We start from the raw sequence: 16,778 nt of genomic DNA, 5'->3' as shown, positions 1-16,778 counted from the left end.
TATAGCCTCAGCGCTGATATACCTAGGCTGAGGCCAGATACTAAGTTCAAGCGCTAAACAGGCTTGCATGAAGCTGTTTTACCACGGCTGGGGCATCGGCATCTTGTACTAAAAAGCACAAATTATGCTTTGATGCACCATGGCAAATCAGCCGCATATTAATCCGCTCCAGTGTTTGGAATAATTCACCAGTTACCCCTTTGCTACTGTGTAAATGGTTACCGATAACCGCTATTAAGCTTAACCCCTGCTCTACCTCTACATCGCAAAACAAACGCAGTTCAAGTAATGCAGGCTCAACTGCATGACTAAAGGCGCTGGTAATACCGCCTTCATCGAGGGTTAACGCAACGCTTATCTCCGAAGTGGTCACCAAGTCTACCGATATATGATGGCGGCTTAAAATATCAAAAACCCGCGCTAAAAAGCCGGCAGCATGCAACATATCAGGGCTTTTTACGGTAATGAGCGTTTGCGATTTACGTAATGCAATGGCACGGTATGGTGGCCGTTGTTGCACTTCTCTGGCAATCCAGGTGCCGCCAGCAGCAGGTTCGCGACTAGAACCGACAAAAACGCCAATGTTGCAACGCATAGCGGGGATTAGCGTAGCCGGATGTAATACCTTAGCACCGAATGTTGCCATTTCAGCCGCTTCATCAAAGCTAATTTCGGCAATACAGCGGGCTTGATCGGTTAAGCGGGGATCGGTAGTGAAAATACCAACTACATCGGTCCATATTTGCACCGTATCCGCTTGCAACGCTTCCGCCAGCAAGGCAGCACTATAGTCAGAACCGCCACGACCAAGCGTTGTCGTTTGTTCAAATGTGTCCTGGCCAATAAACCCTTGAGTAACAATAATTTGCTCGGCCAGCAGTGGTGCTAAATGAGTCTCAGCCAGTTGAGCAATTTGTTGAATCAACGGCTCGGCCCGACCAAAGCGACTGTCGGTGCGCATAATCCGGCGAATATCAAAGCACTGCGCTGCAATCCCCCGCTCAACCAGAACCTGACTGAACAAGGCAGAGCTTAAACGTTCACCAAAGGATTGAATAAGGTCTTTGTGTGCACTGCTGTATACCGAACCGCTATTCTCAATTAATGCTTTAAGTTCTGTCAGCAACAATTCGACTACCTGAGCAACCTGTTCTGGTTGCTGCAGGTGGTTCAGTACCGCCAGGGTGATAGCTTCAATACCGGCATAAGCAGCATATCGTTCAGCAACATTGGTGGTTTTGGTAATTTCCACTAACAGATTTGTCACACCAGAACTGGCGCTTACCACTACTACCCGAATAGCATTATTCGCCAGAATAATATCGGCACAGCGGGACATAGCATCAAAATCAGCGACACTGGTGCCACCAAATTTAGCGATAATAAGATTGGACAAGTGTATCTCTCCTTACAAATAAAATAAGCAGAGCATGGCTTTTGCTAATTGCAGCAAAACGGGAATAAAAAGACCGTTGCTATCGATAACAAAGGCCAGAAGCTCTCCACCAAACAGGTGACAGTCGGCAGGATTCAGCCTGCACGACCGAAAATACGTTGACTATAATACGTACTTTCTCGGCGTTAATCCCCCTAGCCCACGCTACGAAATATAGTCTTCTATCGCGGGTTGCCTGGTTAACGCGCCTCTTCTGGTCTATCAGATATGATTGACGGAAATTACTTTACCTTGTCAGCCGTCAGATAGCAATAGCCTTGTAGCCGTCTATTAGTTTAGGTAGCTCAGGCGCACGCATACCGATATAAATCGGTTACTTCGCGCCGCATAATAACAGCATTAACTGAATACTGCCTTAGCATTAACGGTATTTAATCAATAAATTAGCGCTATTAGTAGTTGTTGTTAATGTGTTTAATCAGCTCAATAAAGGCATCCATGTCTTTTTCATTCTGGGCATCGCTATGCCATTTATGATGAAAGCCCAAAGTAAGCTGTACTTTAGATGACGCATAATACACTTCGTAACCGTCAAAACCCTGACTAACTGTCAGACCGTCGAGGGTAAAGCCCGCACCATTATTAGTGGTAACCGATTGACCATTTTTCTCTACTTTGGAATAGACGTTTAATAATAATTTCCCATCAAGTTCATTTTGCATAAAAGTCCTTGGTTAAGAATTAAGCTTGCGTTTGTCGCTTAGCATAGCAGTTATAACCCATTGGTTTGATGCTATTACGCAATACAGGTATAGTACAGACGTCTTATTAGGGAGAAAAAAATGCAAAAGATGCTTATTGCCTCAATAGCACTGCTAAGTTTCAGTTCGACTGCCAATATTGTGCAGGACGCCCCCCTCGTATCTATTGATACACACGATACCTACTTTAATCATCTGAAAGCGCTCTGTGGTAAAGCGTTTGCAGGTAAAGTAGCGGTAGATAATCCAGCTGCACCGGGTTTTGAGGGGCCGTTGATTATGCATGTCCGTAAATGTACCGATAGTCAGTTACAGATACCCTTTCATGTTGGCGATAACCATTCTCGTACCTGGATCATTACGAAAACTGGCTCGGGTTTAACCCTGAAGCATGATCACCGCAATGCCGATGGCAGCCATGACGACCAAACCATGTATGGCGGCCAGACCCTCGATGCAGGTTGGGCAACGGCCCAGTCATTTCATGCTGATCAATATTCGAAAGAATTGTTTACCGCCAGCGGTATTCCGCAGTCGAATACCAATATTTGGCAAATGTTTATTTACCCAGAAACCTTTAGTTACCGGCTGATTCGCGAAGGGCGTGAATTTAAAGTCGACTTTGATTTGACTCAGCCAGTAGCCATGCCGCCAACGCCTTGGGGCTATGCTGATTAATGTAATGTTCGTTATATAAATATTTAAGAAATATAAACACCTAAAAACCAAAAATAAATAACAACCACGTCATTACTGGAGCCATTATGAAAACGCCAATAAAGTTTTCAACTATTTGCATCACCTTAGCCGGTATACTGGCCATAAGTGCTTGCTCAAAACAACCTGCTGAACCGGAAAACACGACACCCGCAGTAACCACAGATGCTGTTGAGCTAGTCGACACCGATTTTAACCCGCGTTTAGCAGAATATATAAAAACGCTATCTTCTAATGAGTTTCAGGGCCGCGCTCCAGCAACCAAAGGGGAAGAATTAACCGTTGCCTATCTGGAAGAAAATTTTAAACGTATCGGTTTAAAACCAATCGACGGTGACAGTTATAAGCAACCGGTATCCTTGGTGCAAATTGATCCCAAGCAAGTCTCTGATATGAGCCTAAGCGGTGAGAATTTGCCGGCGAGTTTTAAATATCGTGATGAAATGATCGCCTGGACCACTCAGATTACTGATCAAGTCAGCGTTGTAGAGAGCGAAATGGTGTTTGTCGGTTACGGTATCGTTGCCCCCGAGTATAACTGGAACGATTACGAAGGCCTGGATGTAAAAGGCAAAACAGTAGTGATGTTTGTTAACGACCCAGGCTATGCTACGCAAGATCCTGAGTTATTTAATGGCAACGCCATGACGTACTATGGTCGTTGGACTTACAAGTTTGAAGAAGCTGCCCGCCAGGGTGCGGCAATGGCGCTGATTATTCATGAAACTGCTCCTGCCAGCTACGGTTGGGGTGTGGTGGCGCATGGCTCGCCAATCAAGTTTGATCTGGTTAACGAAAACAAAAACATGAACAGAGCAAAAGTGGAAGGCTGGTTAACCACCGAATCGGCAGAAACATTGTTTGCCAATATTGGTACCGATTTAGCGACCATGCACAAAAAAGCTTTAGCCACCGACTTTACACCAGTATCGTTACAAGCCAAAGCCTCTGTCTCAGTTAACAATAACTTACGCGAACTCACGTCAAGCAATGTCGTAGGTTATATAGAAGGCAGTAAATACCCTGACGAATATGTGCTTTATATGGCGCACTGGGACCATTTAGGTATGGATTTTTCTAACCCTGACAATAAAGTATTTAATGGTGCTCAGGATAATGCCAGTGGCACCGGTGCCGTTATTGCCCTGGCCGAATATTTTGCTCAGCAACCCCAACCAGAGCGTTCAATTGCTTTTGTATTAGTTACGGCTGAAGAACGGGGTTTATTGGGCTCTGCCTGGTATGCTGCTAATCCGGTATTTCCTTTGGAAAAAACTGCGGCCGCGATAAACATGGACGTTATGAATATGTACGGTCCAATGAAAGATATGGTAATTGTGGGGCTTGGCAATACCGAAGTAGAGCAGATTTTGGTGAAATATACTGAGCAACAAGGCCGCTATGCCGTGCAAGAACCTAACCCGGAAGCAGGCATTGCTTATCGTTCAGATCATTTTAGTTTGTCGAAAAAAGGCGTACCTATTTTGTATGCTAAGGGTGGTAATGATCACGTTGAAAATGGTCGGGAATGGGGTGCGGCTCAGCGTGCAGAATATAACAGCTGCTGTTACCACAAAGTACAGGACGAATGGCGTGATGATTTCGACTTACGCGGCGCGCAGCAAGATTTATATTTGTATTTTCGCGTAGGTAACGAACTGGCCAATAGCCGGCAGTGGCCAAACTGGTATCAGGGTAACGAATTTCGCGCTATTCGCGATGCCTCAGCCGAAGCACGACAGTAAATTCTCCGCAATTAATTCAGGGCAGCTCAAGCTGCCCTTTTTTCTGCCTTGCAACTGACATGTCCGGCTATTTTGGCTTAATTTGCTAATTCAGAACGTATTCAGCTAGGCTTGGTTACAGTCATTGTTAACATGACTGCAGGTATTTTCGGACGGTCTCACAGGACGAGCTATGCGACGAGGGTTAAAGGCACTACTTATTTTATTAATTGGCATACCAGTAATGGCGGCGCTAGCTTACGGGTATCTGCAGCAGCAGCTTCAGCAAGCTGGGGTCCATGAACTGCAATTTGACGTTAAACGATTTACCTTAAGCAACCTGCAGTTGCAGCAGCTGCAATTTAGCCTAGAGCAACCGGGTAGCCGGCAGCGAATAGCCTTAGATAATGTCGATATCCACTGGCAATGGCCGCAATGGTTCAAACCGCAACTGATGCAACTTAGTATTGGCTCGGGCCAGATCCAACTGGACAGCACGGCTAGCCGCGAACAACCCAACACCAGCAGCGCATTAAGCTTACCCGCCACCTGGCAGCTACCGGCATGGTTACCCGCAAATATTGCTATAAGTAACACCACGTTACTATTGCCCTGCCCGGCGGGCCACTGTCCGTTAACGTTAAATGGTGTTGTACGCTATACCGACACAGTAGATACTGTTGATCAGACGGACGATACTGTTGATCAGACGGACATAGCTAGTAATCAACACAATTTACCTACAACACAACCAACTAGTCATCGTATTTGGCAAAGTCAACTTAGCATTAGTAGTACAGCAACGGCTGCAGAAGCCGTTAACGAGCTGCTACTTAATGTCAGCTATCAAGCTACGCCGCAACCTTCGCTGTCACTAACATTACAGCAGGATCAGCAACTCGGTTTAAGCTTAAAGCAACAACTAAATCTGAGTAATAATAATGCGATCACCGAGCTGGCCGTCGCGTTATCACCACCGACACCGGCTAATCAGGCACTGCTGCAACGTTTTGGTATATCATTACCAGCAAGCTGGTTAGCGCAGTTTCAACAACCAGTACAACTTTACACTACGCTTAATTGGCAGATCCCAGCAGAGGGCAATCTTGCCAGCCTGCTTGACAGCCATGATATTGATGCTATTGCGATTGCCCGACTGCCCGATCCGTTTTTTCTGCCGCAAGTGGGGCTGATTAAAGGCGAGCTAAATGTTGCGTTTAGCCTGAAAAATCAACAAGTAAAACGCTGGCAACTCAGCGGCAATGGCAGCCTGACCGATATAGTGCTACCGCCGGCAATACGCGCGTACGGGCTGGCATTAAACCCGGTGCAAATTGTCTTAAGCTCTACCACCACCGGCCCACTTAGCCTGAGCACATTGCCATTGCAAATACAGCTAAGTAGTGCAGGCAACACCGCTTTTACCCTAAACAGCGAGTTACAACTGAATTTGAGCGCGGCGCCCCAGCTGATGATTAACATGGTCACACTCAATGCCAGCATTGGCCAGTGGCAGCTACCTGAGCCTGCCGTTACGCTAACGGATCTTAAACTGAACAGTCATTTCAGTGGGTATTGGCAAACTGACAGCTGGCACCTGCAACTGGCTGATAACAGCTTTATAACGAGTGCCATTAAAACTGAAACCGTTAGTGCTGCTAGCGTGACGCTACGCTTAACCAACAGCCGTTTTAACGGTGATCAAGATGGGTTAACTGAATTCAATAGTGACCTACACGCCACCGTTACTGACTTACGCCAAGAGACATTAATCAGTCAGAATTGGCAGTGGCAAGGTTTGCTAACTGGTACGCTACAAAACCTGACAGTAAATGGTCAGCTAAGCAATACGGCTGGCTTAAACATCCTTCATCAGTTGACGTATCAGCCCGCCACCAGTGCATTAGCATTAACTTGGCAATTGACCGACATCTTTATGCTGGCTGGCAATCCGCTTAGTACAACCTTTTCTGGCTGGCCCGCCTTACTAAGTTTAACTAAGGGTAAATTAGCCGCAAGCGGCAGTGTTAACCTCAGTGCCACTGCTAACAGTAGCAGTAATCAGCTACTATTAGGTGATATTGGTGGCATTTATGACCGCAGCCTGTTTTCTGGGCTTAATGCCGCTATTGATATCACGCTTAATGACAATCTGTTACAACTGCAAAGCAACGATTTAATGGTGAACCGGCTTAACCATGGCTTCGAGTTAGGACCACTCTCGTTAAGTGCCACAGCAGTGCTACCACTGGCGGCCCCCGAGCATACTACGCTAACATTACGCCGGGCCGAGCTACAGGTTATGCAAGGGCTAATTAGCGCCAACAATCAACAACTGAATTTTAATCAGGCTGAAAACCAACTTATTTTAACGCTACAGCAAATAGATTTAGCCAGTTTATTACAACAACACCCATCAAACGATTTAACGGGCAATGGCAAACTCTCTGGTACCGTGCCGCTCGCTATTAGTGCTAAAGGCATGAGTATTACTGATGGCAATATTGCGGCAGAAAAGCCAGGTGGCTTGTTACAGTACCGATCTGAAAGTACTAAGGCGATGGCCAGTGCCAACAGCAACATGAAATTGGTATTTGATGCACTGGATAATTTTCAGTATTCCGTGCTTAGCAGTAAAGTAAGTTACGACACCAACGGTAAACTGTTGCTGGGTTTGAGTTTGCAAGGTAGTAATCCAAATATGCAACAAGGACGAGCCATAAATTTAAATGTGAATTTAGAAGAAGACTTACCGGCATTAATTACCAGCTTGCAGTTAACCAACAAGTTAAATGAGCTGATCACCAAACGGGTGCAACAATATCTTAAACAACAACAAGCGGCGACTGCCGCTAACGGAGACCAATGATGAAACTATTAGCCGGGTTAATGGTAGCAGCCAGCTTGCTGCTATCTGCCTGCACCCCAAAAGTTCAGGTAGAACTGCCCAATGAACCTATAAATATCAATTTGAATGTAAAAATTCAGCACGAAATTTACATTAAGGTTGATAAACAACTTGATGAATTATTTAGCGATAACAGTGGCTTATTTTAAGGAGAACATAATGAAACGATTTACTAAACCCCATTTGATGTTGGCCGGTTTGTTATTTGCGATGAGTTTGCCAGTACTGGCCATGAACCTGCAACAAGCAATGGCAGCGCTGGGGCAGGCAAAAGTACAAGGCACTGTTGGCGAACAACCTAATGGTTATTTAGGGGTGATTAACAGCACTAGCGATAGCGAGGCAGTTGTTAAGTTAATTAATGACGCCCGCCGTGCTGAATACAGCCGTATGGCCAAACAAAATAATATTGCCGTAGCCGATGTCGAAGCAATTGCTGGCCAAAAAGCTATTGAACGAACCGCCAGTGGCCATTTTATTTTTCTAAATGGTGCTTGGGTGCAAAAACGTTAAGTTAAACCAAATAGTTAGATCGCCCGCTGCAAAGCGGGTATGGTTAGACTTAAGTCGCATGCCTGTTGCTTACCCTCTGATGTACTATGCTTATTCTGACGTTAATACCCTATCAGAGGTAGTGGAATGAATGCGATATATTTGATGTTGATGGGCTTAGGCGCTATGGCTTTAGGCTATTTTGTTTACTCTAAGTTTATCTGTGAAAAAATCTTCAAAGTTGATCCTTATTTTCGCACCCCTGCTCACGAAATGCAGGATGGTGTTGATTACGTCCCCACCAATAAATATATCTTGTGGGGGCATCATTTTACCTCGGTAGCCGGTGCAGCTCCCATTATAGGTCCGGCTATTGCCGTGATCTGGGGCTGGGTTCCGGCGTTTTTATGGGTTGTTTTTGGTACCATTTTCTTTGCCGGGGTGCATGATGCTGGCGCTATTTGGGCCAGCGCCCGTAATAAGGCCAAGTCGATTGGTTCACTTACGGGTGACATAGTTGGTAATCGGGCTCGCAGCATCTTTATGATCGTTATTTTCTTGGTACTGATCATGGTTAACGCCGTTTTTGCGGTGGTTATTGCTGGCCAATTAATTAATTTCCCCAGCGCCACCATTCCGGTGTGGGGTGCTATTGTCGTTGCCCTGATCATCGGTCAGCTCATTTATCGCAAGCTTATCAACCTACTACTGGTTACCATTGTTGGTGTTGTAGCACTCTATGCCATGATTTATGTTGGCCCCATGCTGCCACTGGCTTTGCCTGAAACACTTGGCCCACTTAGTGACAATCAAAGCTGGATTATTATTCTATTCGCTTATGCCGCCATCGCCTCGTTACTACCGGTGTGGATGTTGTTACAACCACGTGATTATATTAATGGCATTCAGCTCTTCATTGGTTTAATTTTATTATACGGCGCCGTACTTATTTCAGGCCCGGAGATTGTCGCGCCAGCTTTTAACACTGACTTACCCGCAGGCACCCCCTCAATGATCCCGTTGTTATTTGTAACCATTGCCTGCGGCGCCATTTCAGGCTTCCATGGCTTGGTTTCCAGCGGCACCACCTCAAAACAACTGGATAAAGAACCGGATGTGCGCTTTGTCGGTTATTTTGGTGCCGTGGGCGAAGGTTCATTAGCGCTGGCTGCTATTATTGCGGCTACGGCTGGTTTTGCCAGCCTGGCTGACTGGCAATCGATTTATCATAGTTTTGGACAAGGTGGCGTATCCGCTTTTATTTCCGGCGGTGCGAATATTCTGCAACAGGGTGTTGGCATGGATACCGTGTTAGCGCAGACCCTGCTAACGGTAATGGTCGTGCTCTTTGCCGGTACCACTATGGACACTGGCCTACGCCTGCAACGCTATATTTTTCAGGAATGGGGCAATATTTATAATATTGGCTGGATGCAAAAAGCCGTGCCAGCGACTTTTCTGGCAGTGGGGTCATGTTTATTACTGGCGTTTGGTGCCGGCGGTGACGGCTCTGGCGGTATGTTAATCTGGCCATTATTTGGAACCACAAACCAGTTACTGGCGGGCTTAACCCTATTGGTTATTACCGTAATGTTGGTAAAGAAACGCCGGCCTATGTGGTATACGCTAGGCCCATTAATCTTTTTGCTCTTAATGACGACACTGGCGCTGTTGACCCAGCTAAAAAGTTTTTATGTCAAAGGCGACTGGTTCTTGTTTGGTTTAGATTTAGTGGTATTAGCGGCAGCAATATTGGTGTCACTTGAGTGTACGGCCACGTTAACCAAACAAATTAAGGCAAACAAAGCCAACCCGGTAACGGATAAAACATGAAGTTTGATAGCATCAAGGCCTGGTTTCGCCAAGCCAGTTTTTATGCCGAAGAGGCTTACAACGCACCTTATCGCAGTGCTATAGCGCGTGCTAAGCGTGAAGAGGATGACCTGTTTATGCTACTGATTTTTTCTGAAATGATGGGTGTGCCAAACCCAGCCAGTTATTACACCCTGGAGTTACAACCGCTGTTAATGGAGCGTTTTCATGACTGGCATACCCGCATTGGTATGCCCCACTCCCCGTTGGATAATATTAAATGTTGTTAACCGAAAAACGGTTGTTGCTGATCGGTGGTAAGGGCGGTGTCGGGAAAACCACGATCAGCTCGGCGTTAGCTTTGCTGGCCACCCATCGTGGCAAAAGTGTATTACTGGTCTCAACCGATCCGGCGCACAGCCTAAGTGATGCCTTTAATCGTGCCATCGGCGATAAAATTACCCGTTTAGCCCCTAACCTGGACGGGTTAGAGCTTGATCCAGACCGTCAAATTGCTGAGCATTTGGCCAACGTTAGCGCCCAACTAAAACGCTTTACCCGACCCGAAATGTACAATGAAATTGAACGGCAAATGCGCTTAACCCGCCATTCACCGGGTGCACAGGAAGCCGCCATGCTGGAGCGGATGGCCAATGTTATTGAGCTGGGTTTAAGAGACTATGATTTAGTGATTTTCGACACCGCGCCTACCGGCCATACCTTACGTTTACTCAGTCTGCCAGAAGCCATGGCCGCCTGGACTCAGGGCTTACTGAATGCCAATAAACGCTCAGAAAAGCTCGGCGAAGTGCTAAGCCATTTAACCCCTAAAGGCGGCCGTGATGTTAGCAACCCTTTAGCCGACCCAAGCGAGCATGCTACTGCAGGTATGGACGAGCGCAATAAAGCCATTACTGACACCTTACTGGCCCGTCAGCGTTTACTGCAGCGCACCCGAGAAATATTAACGGACGCTAGCCAAACAGCGCTGTTGTTTGTGTTAACACCAGAAAAACTGCCTATCCTGGAAACGGGTCGGGCAGTGCAAAGCTTACTGCAAGAAAAACTGCCACTAGCCGGCTTAGTGGTGAACCGTATTTTACCCGATAGCGCTGACGGCCAGTTTTTGGTAGCACGGCGCAGCCAGGAAAAAATTCATTTGGCGCAAATAAAGCAGGATTTTGGCCACCTGCCCCGCTACAAAGTGCCACTGCAAACCACAGATATTCAAGGGCTCTCTGCGCTACAACATATTGCCAATTTACTGCAACAAGCTGGTCTATAGCTGATTTATTACGACTAATCAGCTACTATCTACACTATAATCACAGTTAAATGGTATCTGACACGCCGATGAAAACATTTTTCACACCGCGCGCTATTATGGCGGCTATTCTTTTTACCATCTGGTACTGTCCAACAGCAGTTGCCTCAACTACCGACGTCAAACAGCAGCTGCTTGATGGTTATCTAGAGCGTTGTGTTGAAGTGCTGAACAGCAAAGGCTATAGCCCAGGGGCTATTAAAGCAGAATGTAAATGTGAACTGGACCAAATTGACCAGCAATTTGCTATTTTTGAAACGATGCTTGCCGCAGGTGCTGTTTCAGCAGACACTCAGCAGCAAATAAACGACTTTAAAAAGCAATTATTGCAATGTAAAGTCGTCCCGCACCCAAGTTAATTATGAACGTGGCTTTATTATTCCCACATCAGTCCAACATTAGCCTGCTGCGCTTGTTGCAATAGTTTTAGCAGCGGCTCGGCGCGCACGGTTAAACTTATCGGATCTGTTTTTTCTTCCTCGTTATTGCTCCGCTGGCTTTCTGCCTGCGACGCTTTTTCCTGTTGTTCGGCCGCCGCCGTGGCATCTTCGGCTGCTGCTTCAGCTGCTTTAGCCAGTTCAAGCTGTAATCGGCTTAACGCTGCAGGTATGTCATTGGCATACATTGCACTTGGCACCTTGTGGTCCCGTCCCATCATGGTAAGCAATGCTAAACCAACCTTAGTATGGTAATTAATATCACCGCTTACTTTGCTTTTAAAGGTAATCATGGTGCCGCCTTATTGTTTGCTGCTACTCTGACGTTAAGCATACCTTACTTTTAGTCGATACCATGACCAAATTTATTCTCGCTATTGATCAAGGCACTACTTCTAGCCGGGCAATTATTTTTAACCGACAGCTACAGGCCTTAGCCATAAGCCAGCAAGAGCTTACTTTAAGCTACCCGCAAGCTGGCTGGGTTGAACAAGACCCCGTGCAAATATGGCAAAGTGTCATCAGTTGTATAAAGAATGTACTGGAAAAAGCTAACGTCACGCTCTTTGATATCGCTGCTATTGCTATTAGTAACCAACGTGAAACAACCGTGCTTTGGGATAAAGACAGCGGTGAGCCAATTGCCAACGCCATAGTCTGGCAAGACCGGCGCACGGCAGCCTATTGCCGTGAACTGCAACAACGTGGCACACAGAGCATAATTAGTCAAAAAACTGGTTTACGGGCTGACCCTTATTTTTCCGCCAGCAAAATTGCCTGGTTACTGGATAACATTCCAGAGGCACGAGCCCGCGCAGCAGCGGGCAAGCTTCGCTTTGGCACTATTGATAGCTTTATTTTATGGCAACTTACCTCGGGCAAAGTGCATGCTACCGATGCCAGTAATGCCAGTCGCACCGCGCTGTATAATTTACACAGCCAAAGCTGGGATAATGAACTGCTGCAATTGTTTAACATACCGGCAAGCTTGCTGCCTGAAGTGAAGGACAGCGCCGGATTATTTGGCTTTAGTTCAGTGGCTGTGCTGGGCGCGGCCATTCCGGTTATGGCGATACTGGGCGATCAACAGGCTGCGCTGCTGGGGCAGGCGTGTGTTACCCCCGGCATGTTAAAAAGCACCTATGGCACCGGTTGCTTCGCCATGGTCAATACTGGCAACAGCATTATTCAAAGTAACAACCAGTTATTAACTACCTTAGCCTGGCAACTGCAAGGCAAGGCTACCTATGCGCTGGAAGGCAGTATTTTTATGGCCGGCGCTACCGTGCAGTGGTTGCGCGATAAACTGGGCATTATTAACCAGGCCAGTGATAGTGAAGCTCTGGCCAGCCAAAGCAGTTACCAACAAACAGAATTGCTTATACCGGCTTTTACCGGGCTGGGGGCGCCTTATTGGCAACCAGAGGCAAAAGCAGCGTTATTTGGTATGACCCGCAATACCGGTAAAGTGCAACTGGCTACCGCCGCACTTTGTAGCGTAGCCTATCAAACTGCTGATTTACTTAACGCCATGCGCCTGGACGGTATTAGCGTTGCACAATTAAGGGTAGATGGCGGCATGACCAGCAATCGCTGGTTTTTGCAAGCACTGGCTGACCTATGCCAACAACCCGTGCAGCGCTGCAATACCACTGACGCCACCGCCTTTGGTGTGGCATTTTTAGCCGCGTTAAGCCTGGGCGATTACACCGGCATTGCCGATATAAGTAACATTTGGCAAGCAGACTGGCAGTTTAGCCCGGCCATAACGTTAACCGAACAAACCCGCTTATATCAACGCTGGCAAACAACAGTTGCCGCCGTATTAACGCAGCAGTTATAGTAGTGACTATCCAAGCAACAATGTCTGCAGAGTTTTGCGACTATCCACGTTACAGGACCACAATATGGTTAATGTACTGATCACCGGGTTTGCTCCCTTGGCCGGCGAAACACTGAACACCTCGTGGCAGGTGGCTAATGCACTTAACGGCTGGCAGTGTGATGGCGAAGTAACAATAACCGCGCTGCAATTACCCTGTGTCTTTAAACAAAGTTTACTGGCGCTGGAAAAAGCGATTACCCAACTAAAACCGGTGCTGGTGATTATGCTGGGCCAGGCAGCTTGCAGCGGGCTAAAGCTGGAAAAAATAGCCAGTAATTATATCAACGCCGGCACTGCCGATAGCTGTGGCCAGCAACCACGCGACAGCCTTACCGCATCTCACGGTCCGGCTGCCTATTTTAGTAATTTGCCCATCAATGCCATATTAGCCGCGCTACATTTACAGCATATCCCAGCCCAGCTATCATTATCTGCGGGTTGTGATGTCGGTAACCACAGCTTTTACGGTTTAATGCATTTAATAAAAAACCACTATGCCAGTATTAAAGGCGGCTTTATTAACTTACCTTATTTGCCACTGCAGGTAATAGGTAAAATTGACGTTGCCAGCATGGCGTTGGACACTCAAATTAACGCCCTGAAAATCTGTATTGAAATAAGTTTACTGCAACAAACTGATCAATTAATCGCGTAAGCACTGCGCTCTGGCGTATTCAATACGGTTATTATTGTTCTGAAACATTTAGTGCTTGCATAATATTTAGCCATTCCTTAAGATGCGCTGATTCGAAAGGCAAGACATCTGAAAAGATGATCACGCAAAGCTTCAGGTCTAACGGGGAAACCCTACGATAGCTGGGCTGCCATCGCACATAGCGATGTTTATTCTGTTTCGTCCAGAGTTAAACGCTTGGCCTTTCGTGAACAGCAACTGCATTGCTAACAATGAACGTCAACTGACTTAATACGGAGCTTGAATATGAAAACCCACTTTATCGCTTTAGCCGCTGTTATCCTGACAACCTCCTTTGTAAGTTCTCCCGTTGCCGCCGACGAGCAATTAGCCGCGTCTATTTGCTCATATGTAGCTGCTGACAGCCGCAATAACCTGCGTAAAGTACTAAGCGACAACCGTATTCGTTTGTCGTCAGTATATAGTGGTGTAGTTTGCGATGGCTTGCCATTAGTGCGTCATGCTATTAAACACAATGCCAATGAAACTGCTGAGTTTATGATCAAGCAGTTACCCGGCAGTGTGGTTGCAGCTTCTGGCGACGCTGAGTGGGCGCAAAGCAACGGCTTTGCCGCATCACCGGTAATTAATGCCATTAAAGAGCGTAGCGCAAGCTAAGTTACTCACTACGGTAAATAAATAATTTACAAAATAAGGCGCCAGATTGGCGCTTTATTTATTGTAGCTAATGCCTTTTTGCAGTCTCAAGCTTATGAAGTAAAGCATTGCTGCTTAACGTGCTCGGCAATACCCACTCCCGCTTCCGCCATAGTAAGATAGGTCTGATCGGCACCAGCTGCAATAATGTCACGTGCTTCATCATTATGCATGCTATGTGAGACAATAAAGCCATTAAAACCGGCTATTCGTAATTTTTTGGCGGCAATTACCTTCGCTTCTACGTCATTCATACTCAGGATAACGGCTTCTACCTTGCCAAAATCCAGTCCTTGCCAAAACACCTGATCTTCAGCATCTGCATAAAAAATATTAATGCCTGCAAGTTGATGATCGGCTACTTTAGCCGGATCGGAGTCCATGGCAATAATATTACGGCTGGCTTTTAAATAATTATAGGCTGACGTGCCAGTTCGGCCCATGCCCATAATTAAGACTTCAGCATCACCTAAAGATACTGGTTGCTCGTCCGGATGATGACTATTACGTTCAAATTTTAACAACCGGTTACACAAGCGGTCATACAATGGATGGGCTAAACGGTTTAACGGTGCCGATATGACAAACGAAATAGCCACCGTTAACGCCAAGGGTACTAACCATTCGGGCAATACTACACTGGCAACAATTAAGCCAAATTCACTATAATTTGTTAGGCTCAGACTGGTTAAAAAAGCACTACGGGCACGCAATTTAAACCATACCAGCAACAGGAAAAACAACAGTGCTTTTATCGGCAATAATAAGGTCATTACCCCGGCAAATAACCAGGCATTGGCATCAGGCAAACCATCAATACCAATTTGCAGAAAAAACCCTACCAAGAAAAACTCTTTAATACTCCACAACGACTTAGATAATTCACCGGCTCGTGGATGTTTAGCCAGCATAGCACCAAACACCAGCGCTCCCAGCTCAGAACTTAGCCCGACTAACTCAAAGCCCTTACCGCCAATAACTAATGCCAGTAACAAGCCAAACAGAATTAACAGATCTTCATGGCCACTTACATCTAAGATCTTATACAGTACTGGCCGCAGTAACGGTAATGCGAACACCAGCAATGCCCAGGCTGAAGGGACATTGCCACTGGCCAGGCTCATCACCAACAGTGCTAGTAAATCCTGAATAATAAGAATACCAATGGCAACCCGACCATGAAATGCCCGCAGTTCGCGTTTACTTTCCAGCACTTTGGCGGCCAGCACTGTACTTGAAAATGCCAGAGCGATTGCCAGCATCAGCGCCTGATACCAGCTAACATCAAAGATAAACAAAACGGCGGGTAGCGTTAACAATATCGATAAGCCAAAGTGCAAGGTACCACCACCGAGTACCTCAGCCTTAGCTAAGCTTCGGACATTTAATTTTAACCCCACGGTAAATAACAGCAGCAATACACCCAAATGTGCCACATGATGAATAATAGAGGGGCCTTCAGCCGGCAAGCTCATTTCGCTGGCTGTAGCAGAAATAACAAAACCTGCCAATAAGTAGCCAATTAATGGCGGTAAACCGATAAGTCGCACTAGTAAGCCTAAAGAAAACGCAAACCCAATCCAAACAGCTTCAAGCATTTATTATTCCTATTCGTTCTCATACTTTATGCGCACAGCCGCTTTAGCTGCCTGCCACTCAGCCTGAGTAATGGCGGTGGTGGCTTCCAGCTCACTGCCGGCTAATTCTGCATTGGCTTTACGCTGCGTAATTTTTTGTAGTATTGCCATATTTTCGCTATCAGATCGTCTATTCCAATCAACAATTTCAGTAATATGTCGAAAACAGCCAACACACAATTTATCACGGTTTAAGCGACAACTGGCAATACACGGTGATTCCAGCATAATTCTATCGACTCCTGCAGTATTCTTATCCTATTAGCTAGCGCTAAGGCTTAACTTTACCGGCAGTTTATGCCAATCTGGTTAAAATCAACAGTGCTAACCATAA

Annotated in this window: 17 protein-coding genes and 2 riboswitches; of the genes, 12 read left to right on the top strand and 5 right to left on the bottom strand. The window is 46.3% G+C overall.

From position 1 onward, the window contains the following. Positions 1-46 precede the first annotated feature (46 nt). Together lysC and VT06_RS04680 are read right to left on the bottom strand one after the other, a co-directional pair. Positions 47-1,396, bottom strand: a complete 1,350-nt coding sequence (gene lysC / locus VT06_RS04685) for a lysine-sensitive aspartokinase 3 (RefSeq protein ID WP_046553113.1) — start codon at positions 1,394-1,396, stop codon at positions 47-49. A gap of 91 nt (positions 1,397-1,487) precedes the next feature. Further along, positions 1,488-1,657: riboswitch (Lysine riboswitch) on the bottom strand. A gap of 191 nt (positions 1,658-1,848) precedes the next feature. Continuing rightward, complete coding sequence (locus VT06_RS04680; RefSeq protein WP_046553112.1) at positions 1,849-2,118, bottom strand: DUF3081 family protein; 270 nt, start codon at positions 2,116-2,118, stop codon at positions 1,849-1,851. 120 nt (positions 2,119-2,238) lie between these two features. On the opposite strand from VT06_RS04680, the gene VT06_RS04675 reads away from it, so the two are divergent. The 9 genes from VT06_RS04675 to VT06_RS04635 all read left to right on the top strand — a co-directional run bounded on the left by VT06_RS04675 (position 2,239) and on the right by VT06_RS04635 (position 11,493). Next, positions 2,239-2,835, top strand: a complete 597-nt coding sequence (locus VT06_RS04675) for a hypothetical protein (protein WP_046553111.1) — start codon at positions 2,239-2,241, stop codon at positions 2,833-2,835. Between the two features lie 86 nt (positions 2,836-2,921). Then, positions 2,922-4,619: a M28 family metallopeptidase gene (locus VT06_RS04670; RefSeq protein WP_046553110.1), complete on the top strand. Its 1,698-nt coding sequence runs from the start codon at positions 2,922-2,924 to the stop codon at positions 4,617-4,619. Between the two features lie 172 nt (positions 4,620-4,791). After that, complete coding sequence (locus VT06_RS04665; RefSeq protein ID WP_046553109.1) at positions 4,792-7,467, top strand: YdbH domain-containing protein; 2,676 nt, start codon at positions 4,792-4,794, stop codon at positions 7,465-7,467. Then, positions 7,464-7,655, top strand: a complete 192-nt coding sequence (locus tag VT06_RS04660) for a YnbE family lipoprotein (RefSeq protein ID WP_235357359.1) — start codon at positions 7,464-7,466, stop codon at positions 7,653-7,655. Before VT06_RS04665 ends, VT06_RS04660 begins: the two co-directional genes overlap by 4 nt. A gap of 10 nt (positions 7,656-7,665) precedes the next feature. Beyond that, the gene (locus VT06_RS04655) at positions 7,666-8,019 is read left to right on the top strand and encodes a YdbL family protein (protein WP_046553107.1); all 354 of its coding nucleotides are present in this window, start codon (positions 7,666-7,668) and stop codon (positions 8,017-8,019) included. Between the two features lie 126 nt (positions 8,020-8,145). Beyond that, positions 8,146-9,831: a carbon starvation protein A gene (locus VT06_RS04650; RefSeq protein ID WP_046553106.1), complete on the top strand. Its 1,686-nt coding sequence runs from the start codon at positions 8,146-8,148 to the stop codon at positions 9,829-9,831. Beyond that, entirely contained in the window at positions 9,828-10,100 is a 273-nt protein-coding gene (locus VT06_RS04645; RefSeq protein ID WP_046553105.1) for a cory-CC-star protein, read from the top strand. Before VT06_RS04650 ends, VT06_RS04645 begins: the two co-directional genes overlap by 4 nt. Further along, positions 10,091-11,095, top strand: coding sequence for an ArsA family ATPase (locus tag VT06_RS04640; protein WP_046553104.1), 1,005 nt, complete (start codon positions 10,091-10,093; stop codon positions 11,093-11,095). Before VT06_RS04645 ends, VT06_RS04640 begins: the two co-directional genes overlap by 10 nt. A 68-nt stretch (positions 11,096-11,163) precedes the next feature. Beyond that, positions 11,164-11,493: a hypothetical protein gene (locus tag VT06_RS04635; RefSeq protein WP_152658976.1), complete on the top strand. Its 330-nt coding sequence runs from the start codon at positions 11,164-11,166 to the stop codon at positions 11,491-11,493. A gap of 17 nt (positions 11,494-11,510) precedes the next feature. On the opposite strand, the gene VT06_RS04630 is transcribed toward VT06_RS04635, so the two are convergent. Beyond that, complete coding sequence (locus VT06_RS04630; protein ID WP_046553102.1) at positions 11,511-11,864, bottom strand: DUF1840 family protein; 354 nt, start codon at positions 11,862-11,864, stop codon at positions 11,511-11,513. 62 nt (positions 11,865-11,926) lie between these two features. Here VT06_RS04630 and glpK point away from each other — a divergent pair, with 62 nt between their 5' ends. The 3 genes from glpK (at position 11,927) to VT06_RS04615 (ending at position 14,768) form a co-directional block, all read left to right on the top strand. Next, positions 11,927-13,414, top strand: a complete 1,488-nt coding sequence (glpK, locus tag VT06_RS04625) for a glycerol kinase GlpK (RefSeq protein WP_046553101.1) — start codon at positions 11,927-11,929, stop codon at positions 13,412-13,414. A 64-nt stretch (positions 13,415-13,478) separates the two neighbouring features. Then, complete coding sequence (locus VT06_RS04620) at positions 13,479-14,111, top strand: pyrrolidone-carboxylate peptidase (RefSeq protein WP_046553100.1); 633 nt, start codon at positions 13,479-13,481, stop codon at positions 14,109-14,111. Positions 14,112-14,199: 88 nt separating this feature from the next. Continuing rightward, positions 14,200-14,285, top strand: a riboswitch (cyclic di-GMP riboswitch). A 111-nt stretch (positions 14,286-14,396) separates the two neighbouring features. Continuing rightward, positions 14,397-14,768: a DUF3718 domain-containing protein gene (locus VT06_RS04615; RefSeq protein ID WP_046553099.1), complete on the top strand. Its 372-nt coding sequence runs from the start codon at positions 14,397-14,399 to the stop codon at positions 14,766-14,768. 92 nt (positions 14,769-14,860) lie between these two features. On the opposite strand, the gene VT06_RS04610 is transcribed toward VT06_RS04615, so the two are convergent. Together VT06_RS04610 and VT06_RS04605 are read right to left on the bottom strand one after the other, a co-directional pair. After that, positions 14,861-16,405 (bottom strand): cation:proton antiporter, encoded by a 1,545-nt coding sequence (locus VT06_RS04610; protein ID WP_046553098.1) that lies wholly within the window; start codon positions 16,403-16,405, stop codon positions 14,861-14,863. Positions 16,406-16,414: 9 nt separating this feature from the next. Next, entirely contained in the window at positions 16,415-16,672 is a 258-nt protein-coding gene (locus VT06_RS04605) for a DUF1289 domain-containing protein (protein WP_052750167.1), read from the bottom strand. Between the last annotated feature and the right edge of the window lie 106 nt (positions 16,673-16,778).

Source organism: Arsukibacterium sp. MJ3 (genome assembly GCF_000987765.1).
Classification (GTDB): Bacteria; Pseudomonadota; Gammaproteobacteria; order Enterobacterales; family Alteromonadaceae; genus Alishewanella.
This window is presented reverse-complemented; position numbering and strand designations above follow the sequence as displayed.

What these genes read in the sequence shown, in the direction of transcription:
- VT06_RS04615 (WP_046553099.1), top strand. Translation starts at nt 14,397, where the DNA reads ATGAAAACCCACTTTATCGCTTTAGCCGCTGTTATCCTGACAACCTCC.
- VT06_RS04675 (WP_046553111.1), top strand. Translation starts at nt 2,239, where the DNA reads ATGCAAAAGATGCTTATTGCCTCAATAGCACTGCTAAGTTTCAGTTCG.
- VT06_RS04645 (WP_046553105.1), top strand. Translation starts at nt 9,828, where the DNA reads ATGAAGTTTGATAGCATCAAGGCCTGGTTTCGCCAAGCCAGTTTTTAT.
- VT06_RS04635 (WP_152658976.1), top strand. Translation starts at nt 11,164, where the DNA reads ATGAAAACATTTTTCACACCGCGCGCTATTATGGCGGCTATTCTTTTT.
- glpK (WP_046553101.1), top strand. Translation starts at nt 11,927, where the DNA reads ATGACCAAATTTATTCTCGCTATTGATCAAGGCACTACTTCTAGCCGG.
- VT06_RS04605 (WP_052750167.1), bottom strand. Translation starts at nt 16,672, where the DNA reads ATGCTGGAATCACCGTGTATTGCCAGTTGTCGCTTAAACCGTGATAAA.
- VT06_RS04660 (WP_235357359.1), top strand. Translation starts at nt 7,464, where the DNA reads ATGATGAAACTATTAGCCGGGTTAATGGTAGCAGCCAGCTTGCTGCTA.
- VT06_RS04670 (WP_046553110.1), top strand. Translation starts at nt 2,922, where the DNA reads ATGAAAACGCCAATAAAGTTTTCAACTATTTGCATCACCTTAGCCGGT.
- VT06_RS04640 (WP_046553104.1), top strand. Translation starts at nt 10,091, where the DNA reads ATGTTGTTAACCGAAAAACGGTTGTTGCTGATCGGTGGTAAGGGCGGT.
- VT06_RS04655 (WP_046553107.1), top strand. Translation starts at nt 7,666, where the DNA reads ATGAAACGATTTACTAAACCCCATTTGATGTTGGCCGGTTTGTTATTT.
- VT06_RS04630 (WP_046553102.1), bottom strand. Translation starts at nt 11,864, where the DNA reads ATGATTACCTTTAAAAGCAAAGTAAGCGGTGATATTAATTACCATACT.
- VT06_RS04665 (WP_046553109.1), top strand. Translation starts at nt 4,792, where the DNA reads ATGCGACGAGGGTTAAAGGCACTACTTATTTTATTAATTGGCATACCA.
- VT06_RS04680 (WP_046553112.1), bottom strand. Translation starts at nt 2,118, where the DNA reads ATGCAAAATGAACTTGATGGGAAATTATTATTAAACGTCTATTCCAAA.
- VT06_RS04650 (WP_046553106.1), top strand. Translation starts at nt 8,146, where the DNA reads ATGAATGCGATATATTTGATGTTGATGGGCTTAGGCGCTATGGCTTTA.
- VT06_RS04620 (WP_046553100.1), top strand. Translation starts at nt 13,479, where the DNA reads ATGGTTAATGTACTGATCACCGGGTTTGCTCCCTTGGCCGGCGAAACA.
- VT06_RS04610 (WP_046553098.1), bottom strand. Translation starts at nt 16,405, where the DNA reads ATGCTTGAAGCTGTTTGGATTGGGTTTGCGTTTTCTTTAGGCTTACTA.